The organism is Vibrio sp. TRT 2004 (assembly GCF_050113735.1).
Lineage (GTDB): Bacteria > Pseudomonadota > Gammaproteobacteria > Enterobacterales > Vibrionaceae > Vibrio.
On the sequence record NZ_JBNJOH010000023.1, the window covers coordinates 37,343 to 62,171 of the forward strand.

Here is a 24,829-nt window from a genome sequence, read left to right on the forward strand (position 1 = left end):
CTTTATGCTTATTATTTAGATATACTACTCAACCGCTGCGGTTAACTATATATAATCTACAGACTGCAGCTTTCGATAATCTTTTTATCGATCCTAGGTGATAAACGGCTTTTTTAGGTGACATGACCAACTTTGTTGGTGCCACTTTAAATACTGATAATGAGTGCCTTTAGAAGCACGACAGTAAGAAGTGGTTAAGTTTTGTAGTTTATTGACCATTTGGATTGAAGACATGTCATTACCACACGTTATCTTGACCGTATTAAGCACGCGCGACGCTACTGGATACGATATCACTAAAGAATTTTCAGCGACTATTGGTTACTTCTGGAAGGCGAGCCACCAGCAAGTGTACCGTGAGCTTAATAAGATGGCTCAGAACAATCTTGTTACTTGTGTTCTTGAACCCCAAGAAGGAAAACCAGACCGTAAGGTTTACTCAATTACTGATTCGGGCCGCGCCGCTCTTGGTGAATGGTTCGACCAACCAACCGCACACCCAACGGTTCGCGACGAGTTCTCTGCAAAGCTGATGGCTTGTGCCGTGCAACCTTCTGCGCCATTCCGTACCCAGCTAGGTGAACTTGTTGAAGAGTCACGTAAGCTCGTCGCTCACTATCAAGAGATTGAAAACGCTTACTACTCAACGCCATCAACACTTGATAAGCAGCAACGTCTAGAACGTCTAACGCTTCGCAGAAACCTACTGATTCGCCAAGCATGGGTTGAGTGGGCTCAAGAAGTACTGACTGAATTGGATACGCTAGCGTAATCGAGAAGTGAGAAAAATTTAAGGGTTGGCACCTAGTGCCAACCCTTTTCTTTAAAATTCAATTAATAAAGCCCAAACTCGGAACGAAGCGTTCTTAACGCTATATCCCATCGCCACCGATAAAACTTTGCGACTTGCCGTTAAATTGCTGATCCATATCCAACGACGGTTTATCGGTTGTTGGGCGACCCACAATTTTAGCAGGTACACCAGCAACGGTTGTATGGGCAGGCACTGGTTGAAGCACGACCGAGCAAGAACCAATCTTCGCCCCTTCGCCCACTTCAATATTACCCAGTATTTTGGCACCCGCACCAATCATGACACCTTCACGGATTTTAGGATGGCGATCGCCACACTCTTTACCTGTACCACCCAACGTGACATCCTGAAGAATCGACACATCGTTCTCAACAACCGCTGTTTCACCAATGACGATCCCAGTGGCATGGTCAAGCATGATGCCATAGCCAATCTTAGCCGCAGGGTGGATATCAACCTGACACGCAACAGAAATTTGATTTTGTAGATAGGTTGCTAAAGCGATACGCCCCTGCTTCCATAGCCAGTTGGCAACTCGATACCCCTGAAGCGCGTGGTAGCCTTTTAAATAGAGCAGTGGCATTGAGTACATAGCAACAGCAGGATCTCGAGTAACAGTAGCGCAGATATCACAGGCCGCTGCTGAGCTGATACTCGGATCAGCATTCAACGCTTCTTCTACCACTTCCCTAACCGCCATTGCAGGCATAGAAGCCGTATTTAGCTTGTTTGCCAAAATATAGCTAAGCGCTGCGCTTAGGCTATCATGCTTAATAATGGTCGCATGATAAAAGCTGGCTAACATTGGCTCTTGCTCAGAAAGCTCACGTGCTTCCTTCACAATGGTGTGCCATACCTTCTGTTTCTCACATTGTTTCATGTCGTTTCCTAGAACTGAATCCCTAGTATCTAGATACAAATCCAGTGTTGCTGTCGTTCTCTTATGCTTCCGCTTTCTTATCTCGGGCAAGTAAATCTTTGGCCGCCAAGTTGGCATCCTTTCCTTGATACAATACTTGATAAATTTGGTCAACAATCGGCATCTCTACACCCATACGCTCAGCCAATAGGTAGACCTCTTTGGTATTGCGGTAACCTTCCACTACTTGACCAATTTCTTGCTGTGCCGTATCGACATCTTTACCCTGACCTAACGCTAAACCAAAGCGACGGTTGCGCGACTGGTTATCGGTACAGGTCAGAACAAGGTCACCAAGACCAGCCATACCCATAAAGGTTTCTGGTTGAGCACCTAGCGCAGCACCAAGACGTGTCATTTCAGCAAGACCACGGGTGATGAGTGCTGTACGCGCATTGGCACCAAAGCCGATGCCATCAGACATGCCTGCACCAATCGCAATCACGTTCTTAACCGCACCACCTAATTGCATGCCGATAAAGTCACTGTTGGCATAAACTCGAAACGTCTTACTGCAATGAATTTTCTCTTGAAGATCGGCAACAAAAGCAGCATCAGGAGAAGCCACAGAAATGGCAGTCGGCATTCCCATCGCCAACTCTTTAGCAAAGGTAGGACCTGAAAGGACTGCTAACGAGTACCCTTCACCAAGCGCTTCATTTGCTACATCTTTAAGTAGCCGACCCGTTTCTGGCTCCAAACCTTTCGTCGCCCAGCAAATTCGAGAGTCTTCACGCAGGTATGGCTTGACGTTATTCAGCACAATACCAAACACATGGCTTGGAACGACCACCAAAAGATCGCGACTCGCTTGAACCGCTTTTTTTAAATCGGATTCAACGATCAGTGAATCTGGGAATTCAATCCCAGGTAAAAACTCGTGATTAGCTCGGTCGGCTTCTAGACGAGCCATATGTTCTGGTTCGTGGCCCCAAATGATTACGTTCGCACCATTTCGCGCGAGTGAGATTGCAAGTGAAGTGCCGTATGAGCCAGCACCTAGGACTGTCATTGCAATTTCTTTACCGTAAGCATTGTTGGTGTTGTCTTTCATTGTTCCGCCTGATTGTCATTAGGTTGACTAGAATCTTGTTACTACTCTCTAGCGTTTAGAAATTAGTAACAAAAACCCAGTAACTGGCACGTAAAACAAAAAATGCACATCGTATCTTGTGCAAGACACTCTGTGCATTTTATACCATACCTCTGACTGATCAGAGGTCTCACTGATTATGCTTCAGCTTGGCCTTCTTGCTGAGCTTGCTGCTGTAGGTAGTTCATAAACAGAGCGTCAAAGTTAACTGGTGCTAAGTTTAGTTGAGGGAACGTACCTTTAACGACTAAGCTTGAGATCGTCTCACGCGCGTATGGGAATAGGATGTTCGGGCAGAATGCACCTAAACAATGTGCTAGCTGGCCTGCTTCCATTTTCTCAGCAGTGAAAATACCACCTTGCTGAACTTCACATAGGAACGCTGTTTCTTCTGCGTTCTTCACTGTCACTGTTAGACGAAGAACCACTTCATAAACACCTTCACCAAGTTCACGGCTTTGAGTATCTAGATCCAGTTTAACATCTGGGTTCCAGTCTTTTTGGAACATGCTAGGTGAGTTTGGAGCTTCAAAAGAAACATCTTTAAGGAAGATGCGTTGGATTGCGAAGTTTTGTGCTTCTTGTTGTGGTGCTGCTTCAGCCATTTTAAAAATCCTTTAATCCTGCAATAAAATATCTGCTTGGAGGTTAACCGAGAGAGTTGGGAATGACTAGGTTTCCAATGATTTTCGTGGAACTGTTCACATCTCTCTAAGACAAACGCTGATTTTTCAATCAGCGTTTAAGGTATTAGCGAGTTAATTTACTTTTTACCTTTAACCAAAGGCATGTTGGCTTCACTCCAAGCAATCAAACCATTTTTAAGCAGGTTGACGTTTTCAAAGCCTGCTTTGGCAAGAAGATTAGCACTCTCTTGAGCCGTTTGACCTGTCTTGCATACTACAATGATTGGGGCTGATTTGTGGTTTTCAAGGCTACCCAAGTTACCAGCCTTGATATCAGACGGCAAAATGTGAACTGCATCTGTAATATGCCCTTTGCGGTATTCATCTTTACTACGAATATCAACAACTACACCATTTTCACGGTTCATAAGTTGTGTCGTTTGTGCAGCTGTAATCTCTTTGTAAGCGGCAGTAGATGATTTAACAATGTTCATGATAAGGGCGACTAATAGACCCACCCATACCAAAGATAGAATCATGTTCTCTTGAAAAAATGCGATGTACTCTTGCATGTCCTGTGCTCTTTGATGATAGAACCGCCCACATTTCCAACAATGTGTGACTGCCCTAGGCTAAAAATTCAGATTGGAAGTATAGCGAGGTTAAGATGCCTAAGCGAGCCAATTACACTCAGAATAAGAATCTGTTGCACTTTTCGCTACGCAATTGGAAACGGAAATGCCGTCACCTGATCAATATGATCACAGCCGATCGCAAGCATAATTAAGCGATCAATGCCTAAGGCGACTCCAGCACATTCAGGCAGCCCCGATTTCAGAGCGGCAATAAGATGGTAGTCGATCGGCTGTGGGTTGAGCCCCATCTCTATTCGCTTAGCATTGTCTGATTCGAAGCGTTTTAGTTGTTCACTCGGATTGTCGAGCTCATGGAAGCCATTCGCCAGTTCGATACCTTTAAAGTAAACCTCGAAACGATCCGCCACTCTTGGATCTTCCGCATTGATTTTTGCCAATGCCGCTTGTGACGCTGGAAAATCGTAAACAAAAGCAGGGACATTTTGGCCAATCTTAGCTTCCACACCCACACTGAACAGCAGTTGGAGAAGCGTATCCCTATCTTGTTCTGGTTCAGCGATATCCCTTAAACCCAACTTGGCTGCAACCTCCTTCAGTTCACCCATCGTACTTTCTAAAGGGCACACTCCAAGTACATTGATGAAGGCTTGCTGGTAGGTCATGCGCTCAGCTTGGCCACATTTGAGAACAAGTTGTAGCAAATCGTCCATCTCATCCATCAATTTATGGTGGTCAAAACCCACGCGATACCACTCCAGCATAGTAAACTCCGGATTATGGTAACGACCATTTTCTTCATTGCGAAAAGCTTTATTAATCTGATAGATACAGCCACTACCCGCTGCCAGCAGGCGCTTCATATGAAATTCTGGGCTGGTCATAAAATAGAGTTTGCTACCATCGGCATAACCAGGGCCGACAAACTCTGTTTGAAAAGTATGCAGATGAATATCGGTGACGGTGGCATGACTCATCGCCGGTGTATCGACTTCCAATACATCTCGGGCACGAAAGAATTGACGAATCTGACTCACTAGATCAGCACGTTGACGAAGCTGTTCAATTGAAGCAGTTGGCTGCCAGTCGTGGTTCATTGGAAAACTCTCTTTGGGTTAATCTGGCGAGAAAGTATCAAGTTTATCCGACTTTTCCTAGCAATAAACGCCGACATTTGTACTCTGCACAACCCACCACTCTGCTTATTTTTGAAGCAAGCATTTATCGTATTACAGCACAGAAAACATTCGCCACCAGCCTGTTATCAATCAATCAAATGTTATGCAACAGTCATTTAACAAAACACGGTGCAATCTAAGAAGAGCAAACCTTCTTTGCCGTGATTGCAATCACATAACCTATAAATTTTATGCTCTTATATGCATTACCGGAGCAAAAAACCAAATACATCAATTTTTCTGCCATGTAGCTCTTCTACACTAGCCCTACCACTTTTGGGGCATTCCCCAATTAATTATAACAAGCGGACTATTCCGCATTTTCACACTGGAGGATAACTGTGCAAATTATCACCACAGATATCGCAGTGATCGGCGCAGGCGGCGCTGGTCTTCGCACTGCTATTGCAGCAGCTGAAGCAAACCCTGACTTAGAAGTTGCACTGATTTCTAAAGTTTATCCAATGCGTTCCCATACGGTCGCTGCAGAAGGTGGCTCAGCCGCAGTTATCAAGGATGAAGATAGCCTAGACAACCATTTCAACGATACCGTTGGTGGTGGTGACTGGCTTTGTGAACAGGATGTTGTTGAGTACTTCGTGAAGAACGCAACTCGCGAAATGATTCAAATGGAACAGTGGGGTTGCCCATGGAGCCGTAAAGAGAACGGTGAAGTTAACGTTCGTCGCTTTGGCGGTATGAAGGTTGAACGTACATGGTTTGCTGCCGATAAGACTGGCTTCCATATGCTTCACACTTTGTTCCAAACCTCGATGAAGTACCAAAACATCAAACGTTTTGATGAATATTTTGTGGTAGACCTTCTTGTCGATGAAGGCGAGGTTCAGGGTCTTATCGCGATTCACATGTCAGAAGGTGAATTGGTTACGATCAAAGCCAAATCGGTTGTTCTAGCTACTGGTGGTGCTGGCCGCGTTTACCACTGTAATACAAACGGCGGTATCGTTACGGGTGATGGTATGGCAATGGCTTACCGCCATGGCGTACCTCTACGTGATATGGAGTTCGTTCAATACCACCCAACCGGTCTACCAGGTACAGGCATCCTAATGACGGAAGGCTGTCGTGGTGAAGGCGGTATTATCGTTAACAAGAACGGCTACCGTTACCTACAAGATTACGGTATGGGACCTGAGACTCCAGTTGGTCAACCGAAGAACAAATACATGGAACTGGGTCCACGTGACAAAGTTTCTCAAGCTTTCTGGCATGAACAACAAAAAGGCAACACCATCAAGCACCCTCTGGGTGACGTGGTGCACCTAGACCTTCGCCACTTGGGTGAAGAGTACCTTCAAGAACGTCTACCGTTCATCTGTGAACTGGCTAAAGCTTACGTAAACGTAGACCCAGCAAAAGAACCCATCCCAATTCGTCCAACCGTGCACTACACCATGGGTGGTATTGAGACTAACGGCGAATGTGAAACACGCATTAAAGGTCTGTTCGCAGTCGGTGAGTGTGCGTCTGTAGGTCTGCATGGTGCGAACCGTTTAGGTTCAAACTCACTGGCTGAGTTTGTGGTATTCGGTCGTGTAGCGGGTGAGCAAGCAGTGAAACGTGCGGCTGAATTCAAAGGCTGGAACGAAGAGTCCATCGCAGCTCAAGTTAAAGCGGTTGAAGAACGTATTGCCGCTCTGATGAACCAAGAAGGTGATGAGAACTGGGCAACAATCCGTACTGAAATGGGTCACACCATGGAAGCGGGCTGTGGTATCTACCGCCAAGAAGATCTGATGCAAGCGACGATCGACAAAATCACTGAACTAAAAGAGCGTTACAAGCGCATCAGCATCAAAGATAAGGGCAAAGTGTTTAACACTGACCTTCTATACGCTATCGAAGTGGGTTATGGCCTAGAAGTAGCAGAAGCTATGGTTCACTCAGCAATCTTACGTAAAGAGTCTCGTGGTGCCCACCAGCGTCTAGATGATGGTTGTACGGAGCGTGACGATGTGAACTTCCTCAAGCACTCTCTGGCCTTCTACAAAGAAGATGCAGCACCTGAAATCGACTACAGCACAGTGACAATCACTAAGTCACAGCCAAAAGCTCGTCTATACGGTGAAGCAGCAGAGAAAGCAGCGGCTGAAGAAGCAGCTAAAGCAGCAGAGAAGAATGCAGAGGAGCAAGCATAATGTCAGGCAATCGCATCCAAAAAGTCGAGATTCTGCGCTATGACCCTGAGCATGACGCAGAGCCGCACTTTCAAACCTTTGAAGTACCGTTTGATGAAACCATGTCTACGCTTGATGCGCTAGGCTACATCAAAGATAACCTAGACAAAGATCTGTCATACCGCTGGTCTTGTCGTATGGCTATCTGTGGTTCATGCGGCATCATGGTAAACGGTGTACCTAAGCTAGCGTGTAAGAGTTTCTTACGTGACTACCCGAACGGTGTGAAAATTGAACCACTAGCGAACTTCCCGATTGAGAAAGATCTTATCGTTGATATGACGCCGTTCATTGAGCGCCTTGAAGCGATCAAACCATACATTATCGGTAACGACCGCAAGCCAGAAGATGGGACTAACATCCAAACTCCTGAACAGATGGCGAAGTACAAGCAGTTCGCTGGTTGTATCAACTGTGGTCTATGTTATGCCGCGTGTCCTCAATTTGGTCTAAACCCAGAGTTCATTGGTCCAGCAGCACTAACGCTTGCTCACCGCTACAACCTCGATAGCCGTGACAACGGTAAAGCTGAACGTATGGCACTCATCAATGGCGAAAACGGCGCTTGGGGCTGTACCTTTGTTGGTTATTGTTCTGAAGTTTGTCCTAAGAGCGTTGACCCTGCCGCGGCAGTGAACCAAGGTAAAGTCGAATCTTCGATGGATTTCGTTATTGCGATGTTGAAGCCTGATGGTACACCAGCGAAAACAGCAGAGGAGGCATAAGGATGAGTAACCGTAAACCTTACGTTCGTGAAGTAAAACGCACTTGGTGGAAAGATCATCCTTTTTACCGCTTCTACATGCTTCGTGAAGCAACTGTATTGCCTCTAATCCTGTTTACTCTATTCCTAACCGTCGGTTTAGGTTCATTGGTAAAAGGCCCTGACGCTTGGCAAACTTGGCTTGATTTTATGGCGAATCCAGTAGTCGTCGCGATTAACATCGTGGCGCTAGCGGGCAGCCTACTGCATGCTCAAACCTTCTTCAGTATGATGCCGCAAGTAATGCCGATTCGCTTGAAAGGTAAACTTGTCGATAAGAAGATCATTGTACTGACTCAGTGGGCGGCGGTAGCTTTCATCTCACTTATTGTCTTGATCGTGGTTTAAGGAGCTTTAACGATGAAACCGAATTTCTCTGTAGATAGAGCACCTAAACGTTCTGATGAGCCAATCTGGTGGGGTCTGTTTGGCGCAGGCGGTACTTGGTTCGCAATGATCACACCAATCACAATTTTGGTGCTAGGTGTACTGGTACCGCTCGGTGTGATCAGTGCTGACGCGCTAAGCTATGAACGTGTTGTAGACTTTGCAACCAGTATCATTGGCGCGCTATTTATCATCGCGACACTGGCACTACCAATGTGGCATGCAATGCACCGTGTACACCACGGCATGCACGATCTTAAATTCCATACAGGTATTGTTGGTAAAGTTGCGTGCTACGCGTTTGCAGGTCTTATTTCTGCTCTAGCTGTCATTTTTATCTTTATGCTTTAACAAGCACTCAAAGTAAAAGCCCGCTCAGTTAGCGGGCTTTTTTATGTGGCTCAATTAAAGAATAAAGCGGCTTAGATCTTCATCTTCGATTGTTTCACCAAGTTTCGCTTTCACATATTCGGCATCAATCGTTAGCTTGGAGCCCGCTTTATCGGTCGCTTCGAATGAGATCTCATCCATTAATCGCTCCATCACAGTATGTAGACGACGCGCACCGATATTTTCAGTTCTTTCATTCACTGTCCATGCTGCTTGTGCAATTTGAATGATCCCCTCTTCCGTAAACTCGATGTCGACATCTTCTGTCTTCATCAGCGCAATGTATTGCTCCGTCAGAGACGCTTTAGGCTCAGTTAGGATACGTTTGAAGTCATCGCTAGACAGCGCTTCAAGTTCCACTCGAATAGGCAGACGACCTTGAAGTTCAGGGATTAAATCTGAAGGTCTTGCCACTTGGAATGCCCCTGAAGCAACAAACAGAATGTGGTCTGTCTTAACCATACCGTGCTTGGTTGAAACCGTACTGCCTTCAATCAGTGGTAGGAGATCGCGTTGAACACCTTCACGAGAAACATCTGGACCCGAGCTCTCACCACGTTTACAGATCTTGTCGATTTCATCGATAAATACGATACCGTTGTTTTCTACGTTGAAAATCGCCTGCTCCTTTAGCTCTTCTTGATTAACAAGCTTGGCCGCTTCTTCCTCAGTTAAAGCTTTCATCGCATCTTTGATTTTGAGCTTACGCTTTTTCTTCGTATCACCCGCTAGATTCTGGAACATGCCTTGCAGCTGATTCGTCATCTCTTCCATGCCAGGAGGTGCCATAATTTCAACACCCATTTGTGGTGCTGCGACATCGATCTCGATCTCTTTATCGTCTAGCTGCCCTTCACGTAGTTTTTTACGGAAAACCTGACGCGTGTTAGACGAAGTTTCGTCACGCTGCTCATTTTGCCCCCAAGCATCACGCGCTGGCGGTAGCAGTGCATCAAGAATACGCTCTTCAGCCTGCTCCTCGGCACGGAATTTCACTTTTTCCATTGCCTGTTGATGAGTCATCTTAATCGCCACGTCCGTTAGGTCACGGATGATGGTTTCGACTTCTTTACCGACATAACCTACTTCGGTAAATTTTGTCGCTTCAACTTTAATGAAAGGTGCGTTCGCCAACTTCGCAAGACGGCGGGCAATTTCAGTTTTACCCACACCCGTTGGACCAATCATCAGAATGTTCTTCGGTGTCACTTCTACACGCAGGCTTTCATCAAGCTGCATGCGACGCCAGCGGTTACGTAATGCAATCGCTACCGATCGCTTGGCTTTGTCCTGACCAATGATATGGCGGTTAAGTTCATGGACGATTTCGCGAGGTGTCATTTCAGACATAATCTTTTCCTTAAATTAGTTAGCCACTATCTTTGGTTATTCAGCTGCTTGTTGAGCTGGAATTTCTAGTTCTTCAATAGTGTGGTAATGGTTCGTAAACACACAGATATCACCTGCAATCTTGAGTGACTTTTCTGCGATTTCACGAGCATCTAATTCTGTATTTTCTAGCAGAGCTGTAGCCGCAGCCTGAGCAAAGTTACCGCCCGAACCAATTGCGATCAGATCGTTTTCTGGCTGAACAACATCACCGTTACCAGTAATGATCAAAGAAGCCGTTTCATCAGCAACAGCCAATAGAGCTTCCAGTTTGCGTAGGGCACGGTCACTTCGCCAATCTTTCGCTAACTCTACCGCAGCTTTAGTTAGATGACCCTGATGCATTTGCAGTTTACTTTCAAACTTTTCAAACAGCGTAAAGGCATCTGCAGTACCGCCCGCAAAGCCAGCTAGCACTTTGTTGTTGTACAGACGACGCACTTTTCGTGCATTGCCTTTCATCACGGTGTTACCTAGTGATACTTGGCCATCACCAGCGATGACGACTTTGTTATTACGACGTACAGATACAATGGTAGTCACGAGCAGGGCCTCATAGTTATTTTAATCTCAATGTTAGAGATTATATGAGGTTTAGGGATTGGAAATTCAAGGGGCAGGCGAGAGGCGAGAGTGTTATCTCTTCGCTGGGACAAATCCTGTCAACACCTGGTTCTATCAACTCACTACCCGCCCCCACATCTCGAAGGACGAAGTCCGTTCTAAACTCTTGCATGGCGGAGCCCGTTCTGTTTACGTGGCATAAAAAAACGAACCCATTGGGTTCGTTTTTAAAACTTCTACTGCGCTTCTTTCCAGATTGCGCAAGGTTCGATTTTAGCGCGTTGTAGCTTATGCTTGTCTCGTTCCGCATCCCGCTTGAACTTATAAGGTCCAAGCACAACACGATACCAACTGCTGTCTTCTTTTTTACGGATCTTACTATTGATGCCCTGAAAAGCGATATCCAATTTACGTGCTTCAGCTTGCTGAGCGGTCTTATAAGCGCCACACTGCATGATATATGGAATCTCAGATACCACCTGCTCTTTAGCTTTTACTTCGACTTCTCGGCTTGGCAACGAATCGACATAATCCCACTTCTCTTCTGGAGGTGGTGGCAGTTTGGCTTGCGTTGCTGGCTTCGATTTTGGTTTAACCGGTTCAACAACTGGCGCTGGTGGCTCAGGATCATTACTGAGGGTATACAGACCATAACCAAACACACCCACCAGCAAAATAGCTAACAGGCCACTGCGCCATGGTTTACGACGTGGTGCAGATGTTTTTTTGGTCGGCTGGCGGCTGTTTCCACCACGACCTCTTTTAACGTAATCTCGATTCGCCACTACTTAACATCAATAATTTTGTTTACTACTGCCGACATGTTAATGCAGATCGCCACTTGATGACAGAGTATAAATGGAAGCGGCACATCAAAATGTGCCGCTGAGAGGTATGTTTTAAAGCACTCGCGGAGGAGCAGCACTTTCACGAACAACCAGTTTCGTTTCCAATAGTCTCGATCCTGCTCTAACGTCATGGCCACGCAATAACTCAAGCATCATTAGCATCGCCTGACGACCGATTTCATAGCGAGGCTGTGAAATGGTAGTTAGCGGTGGATCGCAGTACTGTGCAAAGTGGATATCATCGAAACCAACCACGGATAAATCTTGTGGTACTCGGATACCGAGCTTTTTCGCTTCCTGAATCGCACCGATAGCCATTGCATCATTATGACAAAAGACCGCTGTTGGAGGCTCAGACAACGCCAGCAGCTGACGCACTGCCTTGGCACCATCCTCAAACGAAAAATTCCCATACGTACAGTAATTAGGATTCATCGTAATACCCGCTCGACGTAGAGCTTGTTGATAGCCCTGATGGCGGAATTGACACAACACCGCCGATTGCGGTCCCGAGATCTGAGCGACGCGCTTATGCCCCATCTGCGTGAGATAGTTAACCGCCTCAAAAGCGGAAGTCAGGTTATCGATATGTACAGTTGGGAGTTCTAATTCTGGCGCAAACTCACACGCCATCACCATAGGAGGCAAATTCTTCTGTTCAGGTTTACTGACATCGAAGGGGAGATCGGTACCAAGCAACAACATGCCATCAGCTTGTTTAGTAAACACAAGGTTCACAAATGAGCTTTCTCTTTTTTTCTGCTGACCACTATCGCCGAGTAGCACAATGTAACCGTGCTCCATCGCAGCATCCTCAATACCTCGAATAATTTCGGTATAGTAAGGATCACAGATATCCGGAATGATCGCGATAATTGTTTTTGATTCATTGCGGCGCAAATTGCGCGCCAACGAGTTTGGTGAATAACCAGCTTCCAATACCGCATCTTCAACTCTTTTTCTCGTCGCTGATGATACTTTTTCCGGATTCATCAACGCCCTTGATACAGTCGCTGTTGATACTCCTGCAAGCTGGGCAACATCCTTCATTGTCGCCATATAAAATTTACCCTCTTCGTTTCCTTCAACGGTAGCTCGGTTGCCACCTTAGCTTCTAGTTGGAATTTATCTCATAGCCTCAACGGCTAAAATGATGTCGATTTGTAGGCTAAATACCTATCTTCTCATTAATATGCCTCGAGCAAACGATTAACTCACAAATAACAGTTTGAGAGCAACACATTGCACACGACCTAGTTTATTCATTTCAAAACACAAAGTTACGGGAGATTTAACAAAATTGGCGCCTGAGAGGAGATTTCGATCACAAATAAATGAAAAAGGTGTGAATATTGATTTTCGCAATGACTCATCAATGATCTATTTAAGCAAAAACATGTCCATTTAGAATAAAACCTACTGGCAGGCTAACTTAAATCTTGAGGTTCAATATCGAGGCTCCAACGCACTTTTTTGGCCAATGGCAATAATGCGATGGCCGGCTTAGCACTGGCCAACAATTTCTGCATAACAGGACGGCTTTGCGTTTGCAGTAGTAGTTGCCAACGATACTTTCCTGCTCTTTTGGCTAGCGGAGCGGGTGTAGGGCCAAGGACTTGGCACAGATCATCAAACAGCGGATGTGCCTCTAAGGTATGGCGAACCTGACGCAGAAACTCTTCAACTGTTTCGGATTGATTGGCTTCGGCTCGAAATAGGGTTAAAAACGAATAAGGCGGTAACTGAGCCAGTTTTCGTTCTTGTAGCGCTGTTTCTGCAAAGTGGCGGTAACTTTTCGTCAGTAACGCTTGCAGCAAACTGTGTTCAGGATGGTGTGTTTGCAGTACGACTTCGCCGGGTTTGCTCGCTCGCCCTGCACGACCAGCAACCTGTATAAAGAGTTGCGCTAAACGTTCAGAGGCACGAAAGTCACTGGAGTAAAGAGAACCATCTACGTCCAAGAGCCCCACCAACGTCACATCAGGAAAGTGATGACCTTTTGCGAGCATCTGTGTACCAATTAGAATTTGGTATTCTCCTTTGCGAATAGCCCCTAATGCACTTTCTAAACTACCTTTTCGACGTGTACTGTCTCGGTCGATACGAATGGTTTTGTATTCAGGGAAAAGTTCTGACAATTGTTGTTCTAACTGCTCTGTCCCCACCCCAACGGTCACTAAGTGCGTTGAACCACATCCTTGACACTGGTGGATAATCGGTTGCTGTGAACCACAATGGTGACAGCGAATTTCGTTGCTAAATTGGTGATATGTGTAATACGCATCACACCGTTTACACTCTGCAATCCAACCACATTCGTGACACATCAGTGCCGGAGAAAAGCCACGCCGATTGAGAAACAGCATTACTTGATTACCTTGCTTGAGATGTTTGCGCATCTCGGCAATCAGCGGAGCGGACAATCCACTTTCTAAATAGAGCCCCTTAACATCGAGGACTTTGTTCGTTGTTGGCGTCGCATTTCCAGCACGAGAAGAGAGGATCAAGTGATGGTATTTACCCGCCAATGCATTGTGTAGTGTCTCTAATGCTGGTGTTGCCGACCCCAATACGATAGGAATTTGCTCCTTATTGGCTCTCATCACCGCCACATCACGAGCGTGATAACGCAAGCTATCCTGCTGTTTGTATGAGGCATCATGCTCCTCATCAACAATAATAATGCCCAAGTTAGAGAAAGGGGTTAATAATGCTGAGCGGGTGCCAATCACAATACCCGATGCATTATCACGAGCGCTCAACCACGCATTAAGGCGTTCAGTATCATTGAGACCTGAGTGGATGACTTCTACAGGCACATTAAATCGCTTCTTGAAGCGGTTGATGGTTTGTGGCGTCAGGCCTATTTCAGGTACCAACACGAGAGCTTGTTTACCTTGCTCTAGCACTGGCTTGATCAAATTAAGATACACTTCGGTTTTACCCGAGCCCGTTACCCCTTCAAGTAGATAACAACCAAAGCCTTCACCGCTATTCACTGTCGCGATTGCAATAGCTTGCTCTGAATTCAATTTGGGTTTGTCGACCTTGGCCTCAACATCTTGACGCCAATCTCGAATCACAGGTTTGTTCTCAATGGATTCTATCCAACCTTTTTCCGTTAAGGATTTTAAAACAGCCGAAGAGACTTCTTCATCCAAAAACCTTTGATGTGCCACCGAACCATGTTCGAGCATACGCATTACTTTTGCTTGTTTTACTGCACGACCAAACCCCTGCATGAGCTGATCACGACCTTTTGCAGTGAGCCGCCACTCTACTAAGGTGGCAAAGTCTGCCTCTTTCCCTTTACGCAAGGCACTCGGCATAGCATTGAACAGAGTGTCGCCAAGCGGATACTGATAAAACTGACTGCACCAAACCAGCAAGGAGTAGAGGCTTTGCGACCAAACAGGCTGACTATCAAGCACTTGCTTAATCGGTTTCAACTTATCGAGACCAAACTCCGATTCATTAACCAATGCCGTTACTATGCCCACTAATGTCTGACGGCCGAATGGCACCGAGACACGCCCGCCTATGATTGGAAACATATGGCTGGGAATCTGATAATCAAACTGTTTATCCAGTGGAACAGGCAGAGCTACACGGGCAATAGTTGGTCGCATATAGGCTTTAAAGTTCAGTAAGAGAAGAGGTTAATTAGTCTAAGGGAAAAGGTCATTGGTTGAAAGAGAACAACACCAGCACCATTCAACCTAATCAGGCTAAAAAAGTAGCAACTTTATGTTGAAACGGCTTGATCCTAACCGATGTATTCATTACTATATCGCGCCTTAGAGATATGGCTTGCTGATATGTAGCGGTATCCTAGATTATTTTTATTAACTACGTGTGGTGTCCGGCTTAGATTCGGATAGCGACACGGCCTATTACAGAGGTTCTCCCATGAAAGCTGGTATCCACCCAGAATACAAAGCAATCAAAGCGACTTGTTCTTGTGGTAACTCTTTTGAGTTCAACTCAACTCTAGACAAAGATTCTATCCACCTAGACGTATGTGACAAATGTCACCCATTCTACACTGGTAAGCAACGTATCGTTGATACAGGCGGCCGTGTTGATCGCTTCAACAAGCGTTTCGGTGCTCTATCAAGCAAGAAGTAATAACTTCCTTGTTACCAAATTAAAAAAGGACGCCCAGGCGTCCTTTTTTGTTCTCTGCTCTTTGCTCGCTACTCATTTTTCAGGCGAATCTATTACAATTGGCGATATTCGCTAGCTATATCTCTATTCATCTGGTCTTATCTCCAGTCATTTACTACTTTTTCTTGCTTTAGCTCGCATTCTCACCTAGGCAGCTTGACTTAGTTACTCTAGAATGGATTCCCCCTTTCCATATAATTATTAACGAGTACCTACACCTATGTCAGACGACAATCGCCAAGAACTATCCCCTGAAGAACAATTTCGTCAACAAGCATTGGATTACCACGCAATCCCTACTCCAGGGAAAATTGAGATCGCACTTACAAAGCCAGCAGAAACCGCTAAAGACCTTGCTTTGGCATACAGCCCAGGCGTAGCAGAACCAGTACGTGAAATCGCACAAAATGCAGACAACGTTTACAAATACACTTCTAAAGGCAACATGGTCGCTGTTATCTCTAACGGCACCGCGATTCTTGGTCTTGGTAATTTAGGTCCTCTTGCCTCTAAGCCAGTAATGGAAGGCAAAGCTCTTCTATTCAAACGCTTTGCAGGTCTAGATTCTATTGATATTGAAGTCAAACACCGCACTATCGAAGAGTTCGTCGATACGGTTGCGAATATTGCTGATACGTTTGGCGGCATCAACCTAGAAGACATTAAAGCACCCGACTGTTTTGAGATTGAAAAGCAGCTGATTGAACGCTGTGATGTTCCTGTTTTCCACGATGACCAGCACGGTACTGCGATTGTTACTGCAGCTGGCATGCTTAACGCTATCGAGCTACAAGGCAAGAAACTCGAAGACGCAACGATTGTCTGTCTAGGTGCAGGTGCTGCGGCTGTCGCATGTATGGAACTACTGATTAAATGTGGCGCTATGCGTGAGAAGATCTACATGCTTGATCGCAAGGGCGTCATCCACACTCGCCGTGATGATTTGAACGAATACAAACAACTGTTTGCCAACAATACTGACAAGCGCACTCTAGAAGACGTGATTGAAGGTGCTGATCTGTTCCTAGGTGTATCAGGTCCAAACCTACTTTCTCCTGAAGCGCTTGCTTTAATGGCGAACAAGCCAGTGGTATTTGCATGTTCTAACCCAGATCCAGAAATCAAACCTGAACTTGCTCACCAAGTACGTCAGGATCTGATTATGGGCACAGGTCGCAGTGACTACCCTAACCAGGTCAACAACGTACTGTGCTTCCCATTCATTTTCCGCGGTGCACTCGACGTGCGTGCAAGTGAAATCAACGATGAGATGAAGTTAGCAGCAGTCGACGCAATTCGTCAGCTAGCCAAAGAAGAAGTGCCGGCTGAAGTACTCACTGCAGCAGGTGTTGACGCCCTGTCTTTTGGCCCGGGTTACATCATTCCTAAACCAATGGATCCTCGCCTACTACCACGCGTTGCAAAAGCAGTTGCTCAAGCCGCGGTAGACTCAGGTGTCGCTCGCATTGAAATGCCAGCAAGCTACATGGAACAATAATCCATTGTTTCTGAGGTGATAAAGACAAAAAAACCGCTGTCATATTCAGCGGTTTTTTTATTTTTGATGATGTTATCGGCTTTCAGCGAAAAATAAAGGTGCTAATATTTTTTGTTATTCGTCATCAAACGCTTCGAACTCAATACCCATTTCCGTCATCAGTTTCTTCACTTCAGCAGGAATGTCGTCAGGGCGGTCTTTACGTAAATCTTCATCTGTAGGCAACGGTTGCCCTGTATAAGCATGCAAAAATGCTTCACACAATAGCTCACTATTTGTTGCGTGGCGTAGGTTATTAATCTGACGGCGTGTACGCTCATCTGTTAAAACCTTTAATACTTTCAATGGAATAGAAACAGTAATCTTCTTTACTTGTTCGCTTTTCTTTCCATGCTCAGCATATGGGCTAATGTATTCGCCATTCCAATCTGCCATTGCGCACCTTTTATCAATTTTTATGTTTGAAAATAGAAACCCCAATTTTAGCGGTATTTATAGCCACAAGCAAAGACATATAGACGTCTAGAAGTATTGACGTCCTATAAAATGGCAAGTAAAGTAAATTGAATAAAGGATTGGGATGGCCACGATATGGCTCTTAAGAGCTTATAGCCTATTCCATTGAAAAAGTCATTTAAGGTCGAAAGGAAACATTTATGAGCACCCGTAAACCAGCCACAATCGCGGTACGTACTGGTATCGAGTCTGACACTCAACATCACGCAGTTGTTCCACCCATTTACCTTTCGACCAACTATGGGTTCCCAGCTTTCGGAGAAGTGCCTAAGTACGATTACACTCGCTCTGGCAACCCAAACCGAGGCCTATTAGAAACCGCCCTATATGAACTTGAGTCAGGCAAAGGGGCAGTGGTCACTAACTGCGGTACATCCGCCCTTAATTTATGGGTGTCAGCCTTCTTGAGCCCTGGCGATATTATCGTCGCACCTCACGATTGCTACGGGGGCACCTACCGACTATTTAACACTCGTGCCAACAAAGGGGATTTCAAAGTCCTGTTTGTTGACCAATCAAACCAGCAAGCCCTCGAAGAGGCATTGGCGCAAAAGCCTAAACTGATCCTCTTAGAAACACCGTCAAATCCATTGGTTCGAGTCGTTGACATCGCAAGTGTTTGCCAAAAAGCCAAAAAGGTCGGCGCATTGGTTGCGGTCGACAACACCTTTTTGACTCCTGTATTCCAGAAACCTCTTGAGCTTGGTGCAGATTTTGTCATTCACTCAACGACTAAATACATCAATGGTCATTCAGACGTTATTGGCGGCGTGGTGATTACCAAAAATGAACAACACGCAGAAGAGTTAGCGTGGTGGGGTAACTGTATCGGCGCCACCGGCACTCCTTTCGACAGTTACATGACACTACGTGGCATACGAACACTCGGAGCACGAATGAAAGTCCATGAAGAGAGTTCTAGCAAAATTCTCAGCTACCTTCAGACTCAACAACTTGTAGGCAAAATCTATCACCCTAGCCTGCCTGATCATCCTGGTCATGACATTGCTAAGAAGCAACAAACCGGATTTGGATCGATGCTCAGTTTCGAGTTTGCAGGTACTTTCGAACAGCTTAAATACTTTGTTGGCGAATTAGAGCTATTTTCGTTGGCTGAATCTCTAGGTGGCGTAGAAAGCCTAATTTGCCATCCTGCATCTATGACCCATCGAGCAATGGGAGAAGAGGCGCTAGCGGAAGCTGGAGTGTCACAGCAACTGCTACGTATCTCTGTCGGGCTTGAAGATGCAGACGACTTAATTGCAGATTTAAAGCAAGCATTTGCTAAAACAGCGGAGGCTCAATAATGTCTCATGAACGTCAGCTACATAAATTTGGCGGAAGTAGCTTAGCGGATCCTGAATGTTATCGCCGCGTAGTGGGTATCCTAAAAGAGTACTCAAGACCGGATGATCTCATCGTTGTCTCTGCGGCTGGTAAAACAACGAACCGACTGATCGCGTTTCTTGAAGGGCTCGCAACTGATGGGCGCATTGCTCATGAAGAACTCCAATCCTTACGAGTATTTCAAACTGAACTCGTTGAAGAGCTGATTGAAGGCGAAACTAAACAGCAACTACTCGCTACTCTTCAGGATGAATTCAGTACCTTGGGAGAATTAACTTTCCCTCTCAACGAAGCACAAAAAGCGGCGGTGCTTGGCCATGGAGAGGTCTGGTCGTCTCGCCTGCTTGCTGCCTTGCTCTGCCAAACCAATTTACCTGCTGTCGCGCAAGATGCCCGCGCCTTCCTTCGTGCAGAAGCAGGCACTCAACCTGAAGTTGATTGTGGTGCGTCTTATCCATTAATTAAAGAAGTGCTTGCGCAACATGTCCATCATCGTATCGTGATTACAGGCTTCATGGCACAAGATAAGCAAGGACACACTGTTCTCTTAGGACGAAATGGCTCTGACTACTCTGCAACCGTGATTGGTGCTCTCGCGGAAGCAAACCGTGTCACTATCTGGAGCGATGTTGCGGGTGTATATAGCGCAGATCCAAGATTGGTCTCCGACGCCTGTCTCTTACCACTATTACGCTTAGACGAAGCAAGCGAGTTGGCACGACTAGCAGCGCCAGTTCTCCACAGCAGAACCTTACAACCTGTCGCTCAAAGCTCGATGGATTTGCACCTTCGCTGTAGCTATCAGCCAGAGTCGGGTTCAACTCGTATTGAACGTGTATTGGCATCAGGAAGAGGGGCTAAAATCATTTCATCTCTCGATGAAGTGCTATTGATCGAACTTTACTTCTCTTCTCGACATGATTTCCAACGTATTGAAAATGAGGTACTTGCTAGCCTCAAACGTGCCCAGCTTGAACCTCTTACCTACGAGGTTCAACCAGACCAACACTCTATACGCTTAGCGTATACCAGCGAAATTGTTGGCGGTGCTTTAGAGCATTTACAAGACGCAGCGTTTGAAGCGGAAATCAAACTAAAAGAAGGTTACTCGATGGTCGCCGCCGTTGGTGCCGGTGTGACAAAGAATGCCAACCATTGTTATGGTTTCTACCAACAGCTAAAGAACTCGCCAGTTGAGTTTATCTCTGAATCCTTATCAGGCCTTAGCCTTGTTGCAGTGCTACGTAAGGCAAACACTAAACTACTGGTCAAATCGATTCACAGTCAGCTTTTCCAAGCGCAAAAACGAGTCGCTATTGCACTGTGTGGCAAAGGCAATATCGGCTCCAGTTGGCTGGCACTATTCTCCGAACAGAAAACTGAGCTAGAAAAACGCCATGGAATGAACTTTGAGTTAGTTGCTGTTATCGATAGCCAGACTTATTGGTTTAACCCAAATGGCATTGATGCAGCCCAAGTCGCAACTCATTTTGATGAAGAAGCGATCAGTCACGAGGGCAGTGATTGGATTAAGGTGCTCGGTTCCATTCAAGGCTATGATGACCTTGTCATCTTAGATGTCACCGCAAGTAAGACGCTGGCAGAACGCTACTTAGAGATCGCAGAGCAAGGGATGCATTTGATCTCTGCAAATAAGGTAGCAGGGTCCGCTTCCAGCGAATACTACCATCAAGTACAAGATGCATTTGCCAAGATCAACCGTCACTGGCTTTACAATGCGACCGTTGGTGCAGGATTACCGATCAATCACACCGTTAGAGACTTACGTGAAAGTGGTGACGACATCCTTGCGCTGTCTGGCATTTTTTCAGGCACGCTCTCTTGGCTTTTCCAACAGTACGATGGCAGCGTACCATTTGCAGAGCTCGTCGATCTGGCATGGCAGCAAGGATTAACTGAACCCGATCCTCGCCACGATCTCGATGGCTCAGACGTCATGCGCAAACTGGTTATTCTTGCGCGTGAATCAGGGCTTGTCATTGAGCCAGAATCAGTAAAAGTCGAAAGTCTCGTGCCTCAAGAGCTCACAGGTCTAACTATCGATGAGTTTTTTGATCAAAGCCAATTACTCAGTGAACTGCTGGCTGAACGTCTTAAAAAGGCACAAAGAGAAGATAAAGTACTGCGCTATGTTGCTCGACTTGAGAAAAACGGCACTGCAACCGTCGGCGTTGAGGCACTCAACAAAGAGCATGCGTTAGCTAATCTACTCCCTTGTGACAACATCTTCGCCATTGAAAGTAAATGGTATAAAGACAACCCATTGGTAATACGTGGACCAGGAGCAGGCCGAGAGGTCACCGCAGGCGCAATTCAATCCGACCTAAATCTACTATCCAGTTTACTTTAACCTCTAGGGCGCTAAATGATTTAGCGCCCTTGCTCTATCTCAAATAGCAAACAAAATCATGGGTTGCCAATCAACTTGAAACCCGCTCATAATCAACTTGAGAAAAATTCATAATTACAGAGTTGACATTAAATCGTATTCAATTCATTCTGTAGACATATAGACGTCTAAACGTCGATTGGGAATTATGAGTTTTTTGGCATGGATGGCCATTGGGAGAGAGTAAGATGGGATACACACACGCTAGTCATATCGACGCCTTAAATCAGAATGTCGCTGAGCTTTCTGACAACATCAATGTTTCATTTGAATTTTTTCCACCTAGCAGTGAAAAAATGGAAGAAACACTGTGGAATTCTGTACACCGTCTAAAAAATCTTAAGCCAAAATTTGTCTCTGTGACTTACGGTGCAAACTCAGGTGAACGCGATAGAACTCACTCCATCATTAAAGAGATTAAGGCAGAAACTGGCTTAGTCGCAGCTCCACACCTAACGTGTATTGACGCCTCTCGCGATGAACTGATCCAAATTGCAGATGACTACTGGGCGAACGGCATTCACAACATCGTGGCCCTTCGTGGTGACATCCCACCGGGTGGTGGTAAACCTGAAATGTATGCTTCTGATTTAGTCGAGTTGTTAAAAGCTCGCCATGACTTCGACATTTCAGTCGCGGCATTCCCAGAAGTACACCCTGAAGCAAAGAGTGCTCAGGCGGATCTTCTCAACCTAAAACGCAAAGTTGATGCTGGTGCGAACCGCGCTATTACGCAATTCTTTTTTGATGTTGAGAGCTACCTGCGTTTTCGTGACCGCTGTGTGGCAGCGGGTATCGACGTAGAGATTGTTCCGGGTATTTTACCCGTTTCCAACTTCAAGCAAGCTTCTCGCTTTGCAGCACAGAATGCAGTGAAAGTGCCTGGTTGGATGAAAAAGCAGTTTGAAGGGCTAGATGATGACCCAACAACTCGCCAGCTTGTCGGCGCCAGCCACGCCATTGATATGGTTCGAATCCTAAGTCGTGAAGGCGTTAAAGATTTCCACTTCTACACGCTAAATCGTGCAGAAATGACGTATGCACTGTGCCATACACTTGGCGTACGTCCTCAAGGCTAACCAGAGCCAAACTCTCATTCCCATGGCCGATAACCTTATCGGCCTTTATTTTTTCGCTCGATACAAAAAAGGCTGAACATCAAGTCCAGCCTGCTACGAAAAATATAGGTTCTATCCTATTACTCTACATCGTCCATTTTACCAAGTAGGTTGCGGATGCGCTCCTGCCACGCTGAATGCTCTTGCTGCATTTGCTGCGCTTTGTGTTCTAGCTCTTCACGACTGCTACGTAGTTCGTTTGCTTCTGTCGCAAGTTTCTCTTTCTCTTCTTTAAGCTCTTCTACTTCCATTTGCAGAAGGGCAATAGTATCAACTGCAGTTTGGATTTTTGCTTCTAGCTGTTCTAATACTTCAAAAGACATCTTGGCCTACCTATTTGTTATTCGGGGAAAGGTTTTGGTCATCGATGATCCAAACCCGTTTTGTTCCATTCTACTCAGCCGAGCGCTGATAGACACGCCCTATCTTGGATATTTTTCATCATTCGCTTAAAAAAACAGCGCAAATTGACAATAGCTTTACATCTGAGTCAAAAGCGACGAAATGTGATCTATTTAAGCGACTAAATTGATCCTGTTCAATGACCTTATAGGCAAAAAAGCAAACGTTTCCTTTTTGATATGGTAAAATCCTGCCGTTTTTGTTTTTTCTCTTTATCCTTTACTTGGAGTCATCATGAAACGCGATTTAGCAATGGCATTTTCTCGAGTTACCGAGGGTGCTGCACTGGCAGGCTACAAATGGCTTGGCCGTGGCGATAAGAATGCAGCCGACGGTGCCGCTGTAGAAGTAATGCGTAGCTTACTCAACAAAACTGAGATCAGTGGCGAAATCGTTATCGGCGAAGGCGAGATCGATGATGCTCCTATGCTCTACATCGGTGAAAATGTCGGCCTAGGTGGCGACGAAGTCGATATCGCGGTAGACCCTATCGAAGGCACTCGCATGACAGCGATGGGCCAATCTAACGCATTAGCGGTACTCGCTGCTGGCGAAAAGGGAAGCTTTTTAAAAGCACCTGATATGTATATGGAAAAGCTCGTTGTAGGTCCAGGCGCAAAAGGTTGCATCGACTTACACAAGCCACTAAAAGAAAACCTAGAGAACGTCGCACAAGCGCTGGGTAAAAGCCTAGATACTCTAGTTGTAATTACGCTAGCTAAGCCTCGTCACGATGGCGTTATCGCTGAAATGCAGGCAATGGGTGTGCGTGTATTTGCCGTCCCTGATGGTGATGTGGCAGCATCGATTCTTACATGTATGCCAGACAGTGAAGTAGACGTCATGTACTGCATTGGTGGCGCACCTGAAGGGGTAGTATCTGCCGCAGTGATCCGTGCACTAGACGGCGACATGCATGGTCGTCTACTGCCTCGCCATGAAGTGAAAGGGGATACAGAAGAAAACCGCATTTATGGCGCAGCAGAGCTTAAACGCTGTGAAGAAATGGGCGTCAAGGCGAATGTAGTACTCACTATGGAAGATATGGCTCGCAGCGACAATGTCGTGTTCTCAGCAACTGGTATCACTAAAGGTGATCTTCTAGAAGGCATTACACGCCAAGGTAATATCGCGACAACGGAGACGCTATTAATCCGTGGCCGCTGTCGTACTATCCGTCGAATTAAATCTATCCACTATCTAGAACGCAAAGATGCTGAAGTGAGAGATATTATTCTTTAAGCGAGAAGCGAGAAAAGATCGGAGGGTTGGCGTGAAAGCGTCAACCCTTTTTGTTTGGAGCGAAAAACTAGAATATTAGTGCCATCTCAAAGCGCGTAATCCACAGCCCGTACCCGATTTCCACACCTGAAGCACTCCTGCTCCCTAATACACAAAAAGCCCGTGGCGTAAGCGACGGGCTTTTAAAACAACCAAAGCCTAGCGTCAGGCTCGGCTGTATGAATCAGAGATGGACGGTCGGGACGGCAAGCCATCGACATGCCTTGGTCGATGAGAAACATACACGGATAAAAACAAAAAGACCCCAGCATTTCTGCTGGGGTCTGGAATAAGTGGCGGAGCGGACGGGACTCGAACCCGCGACCCC

23 protein-coding genes are annotated in these 24,829 nt (G+C 45.9%); 11 read left to right on the forward strand and 12 right to left on the reverse strand.

Annotated elements, in window-relative coordinates; translation table 11 throughout:
- The first annotated feature begins 232 nt into the window (after window positions 1–232).
- Entirely contained in the window at window positions 233–772 is a 540-nt protein-coding gene (locus tag ACQEXR_RS11055) for a PadR family transcriptional regulator (protein WP_138971078.1), read from the forward strand.
- 100 nt (window positions 773–872) lie between these two features.
- On the opposite strand, the gene cysE is transcribed toward ACQEXR_RS11055, so the two are convergent.
- The 5 genes from cysE to epmA form a co-directional block, all read right to left on the reverse strand.
- Window positions 873–1,694 (reverse strand): serine O-acetyltransferase, encoded by an 822-nt coding sequence (cysE, locus tag ACQEXR_RS11060; RefSeq protein WP_138971079.1) that lies wholly within the window; start codon window positions 1,692–1,694, stop codon window positions 873–875.
- Between the two features lie 61 nt (window positions 1,695–1,755).
- Window positions 1,756–2,787: an NAD(P)H-dependent glycerol-3-phosphate dehydrogenase gene (gene gpsA / locus ACQEXR_RS11065; protein ID WP_138971080.1), complete on the reverse strand. Its 1,032-nt coding sequence runs from the start codon at window positions 2,785–2,787 to the stop codon at window positions 1,756–1,758.
- 176 nt (window positions 2,788–2,963) lie between these two features.
- A complete protein-coding gene (secB, locus tag ACQEXR_RS11070) occupies window positions 2,964–3,431 on the reverse strand; it encodes a protein-export chaperone SecB (protein ID WP_138971081.1) in 468 nt (155 codons plus the stop codon).
- A gap of 158 nt (window positions 3,432–3,589) precedes the next feature.
- Window positions 3,590–4,024 carry a rhodanese-like domain-containing protein gene (locus tag ACQEXR_RS11075; protein ID WP_138971082.1) on the reverse strand — a complete coding sequence of 145 codons (435 nt, stop codon included), beginning with the start codon at window positions 4,022–4,024 and terminating at the stop codon, window positions 3,590–3,592.
- A 146-nt stretch (window positions 4,025–4,170) separates the two neighbouring features.
- Complete coding sequence (gene epmA / locus ACQEXR_RS11080) at window positions 4,171–5,142, reverse strand: elongation factor P--(R)-beta-lysine ligase (protein WP_427020351.1); 972 nt, start codon at window positions 5,140–5,142, stop codon at window positions 4,171–4,173.
- A gap of 422 nt (window positions 5,143–5,564) precedes the next feature.
- On the opposite strand from epmA, the gene frdA reads away from it, so the two are divergent.
- Genes frdA through frdD form a run of 4 tightly spaced genes read left to right on the forward strand, consistent with a single transcriptional unit; the run spans window position 5,565 to window position 8,922 of the window.
- Complete coding sequence (frdA, locus tag ACQEXR_RS11085) at window positions 5,565–7,382, forward strand: fumarate reductase (quinol) flavoprotein subunit (RefSeq protein WP_331427479.1); 1,818 nt, start codon at window positions 5,565–5,567, stop codon at window positions 7,380–7,382.
- Window positions 7,382–8,146: a succinate dehydrogenase/fumarate reductase iron-sulfur subunit gene (locus ACQEXR_RS11090; protein WP_138973545.1), complete on the forward strand. Its 765-nt coding sequence runs from the start codon at window positions 7,382–7,384 to the stop codon at window positions 8,144–8,146. Before frdA ends, ACQEXR_RS11090 begins: the two co-directional genes overlap by 1 nt.
- A 2-nt stretch (window positions 8,147–8,148) precedes the next feature.
- The gene (gene frdC / locus ACQEXR_RS11095; RefSeq protein WP_331418545.1) at window positions 8,149–8,532 is read left to right on the forward strand and encodes a fumarate reductase subunit FrdC; all 384 of its coding nucleotides are present in this window, start codon (window positions 8,149–8,151) and stop codon (window positions 8,530–8,532) included.
- Between the two features lie 12 nt (window positions 8,533–8,544).
- Entirely contained in the window at window positions 8,545–8,922 is a 378-nt protein-coding gene (frdD, locus tag ACQEXR_RS11100; RefSeq protein ID WP_138973547.1) for a fumarate reductase subunit FrdD, read from the forward strand.
- 54 nt (window positions 8,923–8,976) lie between these two features.
- On the opposite strand, the gene hslU is transcribed toward frdD, so the two are convergent.
- The 5 genes from hslU to priA form a co-directional block, all read right to left on the reverse strand.
- Window positions 8,977–10,311, reverse strand: coding sequence for an HslU--HslV peptidase ATPase subunit (hslU, locus tag ACQEXR_RS11105; protein ID WP_427020352.1), 1,335 nt, complete (start codon window positions 10,309–10,311; stop codon window positions 8,977–8,979).
- A gap of 36 nt (window positions 10,312–10,347) precedes the next feature.
- Window positions 10,348–10,893: an ATP-dependent protease subunit HslV gene (gene hslV, locus ACQEXR_RS11110; protein WP_269378378.1), complete on the reverse strand. Its 546-nt coding sequence runs from the start codon at window positions 10,891–10,893 to the stop codon at window positions 10,348–10,350.
- A 257-nt stretch (window positions 10,894–11,150) separates the two neighbouring features.
- Window positions 11,151–11,699 carry a cell division protein FtsN gene (ftsN, locus tag ACQEXR_RS11115; protein WP_426952927.1) on the reverse strand — a complete coding sequence of 183 codons (549 nt, stop codon included), beginning with the start codon at window positions 11,697–11,699 and terminating at the stop codon, window positions 11,151–11,153.
- Window positions 11,700–11,813: 114 nt separating this feature from the next.
- On the reverse strand, window positions 11,814–12,821 hold the full coding sequence (gene cytR, locus ACQEXR_RS11120; protein WP_269378380.1) for a DNA-binding transcriptional regulator CytR: 1,008 nt from the start codon (window positions 12,819–12,821) through the stop codon (window positions 11,814–11,816).
- Window positions 12,822–13,189: 368 nt separating this feature from the next.
- Window positions 13,190–15,391 (reverse strand): primosomal protein N', encoded by a 2,202-nt coding sequence (gene priA, locus ACQEXR_RS11125; protein ID WP_427020353.1) that lies wholly within the window; start codon window positions 15,389–15,391, stop codon window positions 13,190–13,192.
- Window positions 15,392–15,671: 280 nt separating this feature from the next.
- On the opposite strand from priA, the gene rpmE reads away from it, so the two are divergent.
- Window positions 15,672–15,890 carry a 50S ribosomal protein L31 gene (rpmE, locus tag ACQEXR_RS11130; protein ID WP_138973553.1) on the forward strand — a complete coding sequence of 73 codons (219 nt, stop codon included), beginning with the start codon at window positions 15,672–15,674 and terminating at the stop codon, window positions 15,888–15,890.
- A 259-nt stretch (window positions 15,891–16,149) separates the two neighbouring features.
- Entirely contained in the window at window positions 16,150–17,427 is a 1,278-nt protein-coding gene (locus ACQEXR_RS11135; protein WP_138973554.1) for a malic enzyme-like NAD(P)-binding protein, read from the forward strand.
- Window positions 17,428–17,541: 114 nt separating this feature from the next.
- Here the strand turns inward: ACQEXR_RS11135 and metJ are convergent, their stop codons facing one another.
- Window positions 17,542–17,862 carry a met regulon transcriptional regulator MetJ gene (gene metJ / locus ACQEXR_RS11140; protein WP_138973555.1) on the reverse strand — a complete coding sequence of 107 codons (321 nt, stop codon included), beginning with the start codon at window positions 17,860–17,862 and terminating at the stop codon, window positions 17,542–17,544.
- A 221-nt stretch (window positions 17,863–18,083) separates the two neighbouring features.
- On the opposite strand from metJ, the gene ACQEXR_RS11145 reads away from it, so the two are divergent.
- From ACQEXR_RS11145 to metF, 3 genes are all read left to right on the forward strand, one after another.
- A complete protein-coding gene (locus ACQEXR_RS11145) occupies window positions 18,084–19,250 on the forward strand; it encodes an O-succinylhomoserine (thiol)-lyase (RefSeq protein ID WP_138973556.1) in 1,167 nt (388 codons plus the stop codon).
- The gene (locus ACQEXR_RS11150; protein WP_427020354.1) at window positions 19,250–21,661 is read left to right on the forward strand and encodes a bifunctional aspartate kinase/homoserine dehydrogenase II; all 2,412 of its coding nucleotides are present in this window, start codon (window positions 19,250–19,252) and stop codon (window positions 21,659–21,661) included. The genes ACQEXR_RS11145 and ACQEXR_RS11150 overlap by 1 nt, the downstream gene beginning before the upstream one ends.
- 227 nt (window positions 21,662–21,888) lie before the next feature.
- On the forward strand, window positions 21,889–22,779 hold the full coding sequence (gene metF / locus ACQEXR_RS11155; RefSeq protein ID WP_427020355.1) for a methylenetetrahydrofolate reductase: 891 nt from the start codon (window positions 21,889–21,891) through the stop codon (window positions 22,777–22,779).
- A 119-nt stretch (window positions 22,780–22,898) separates the two neighbouring features.
- Here metF and zapB read toward each other — a convergent pair whose 3' ends face one another.
- Window positions 22,899–23,141 carry a cell division protein ZapB gene (zapB, locus tag ACQEXR_RS11160; protein WP_138973559.1) on the reverse strand — a complete coding sequence of 81 codons (243 nt, stop codon included), beginning with the start codon at window positions 23,139–23,141 and terminating at the stop codon, window positions 22,899–22,901.
- Between the two features lie 313 nt (window positions 23,142–23,454).
- Here zapB and glpX point away from each other — a divergent pair, with 313 nt between their 5' ends.
- On the forward strand, window positions 23,455–24,462 hold the full coding sequence (gene glpX / locus ACQEXR_RS11165) for a class II fructose-bisphosphatase (protein ID WP_427020356.1): 1,008 nt from the start codon (window positions 23,455–23,457) through the stop codon (window positions 24,460–24,462).
- Window positions 24,463–24,829: the final 367 nt, after the last annotated feature.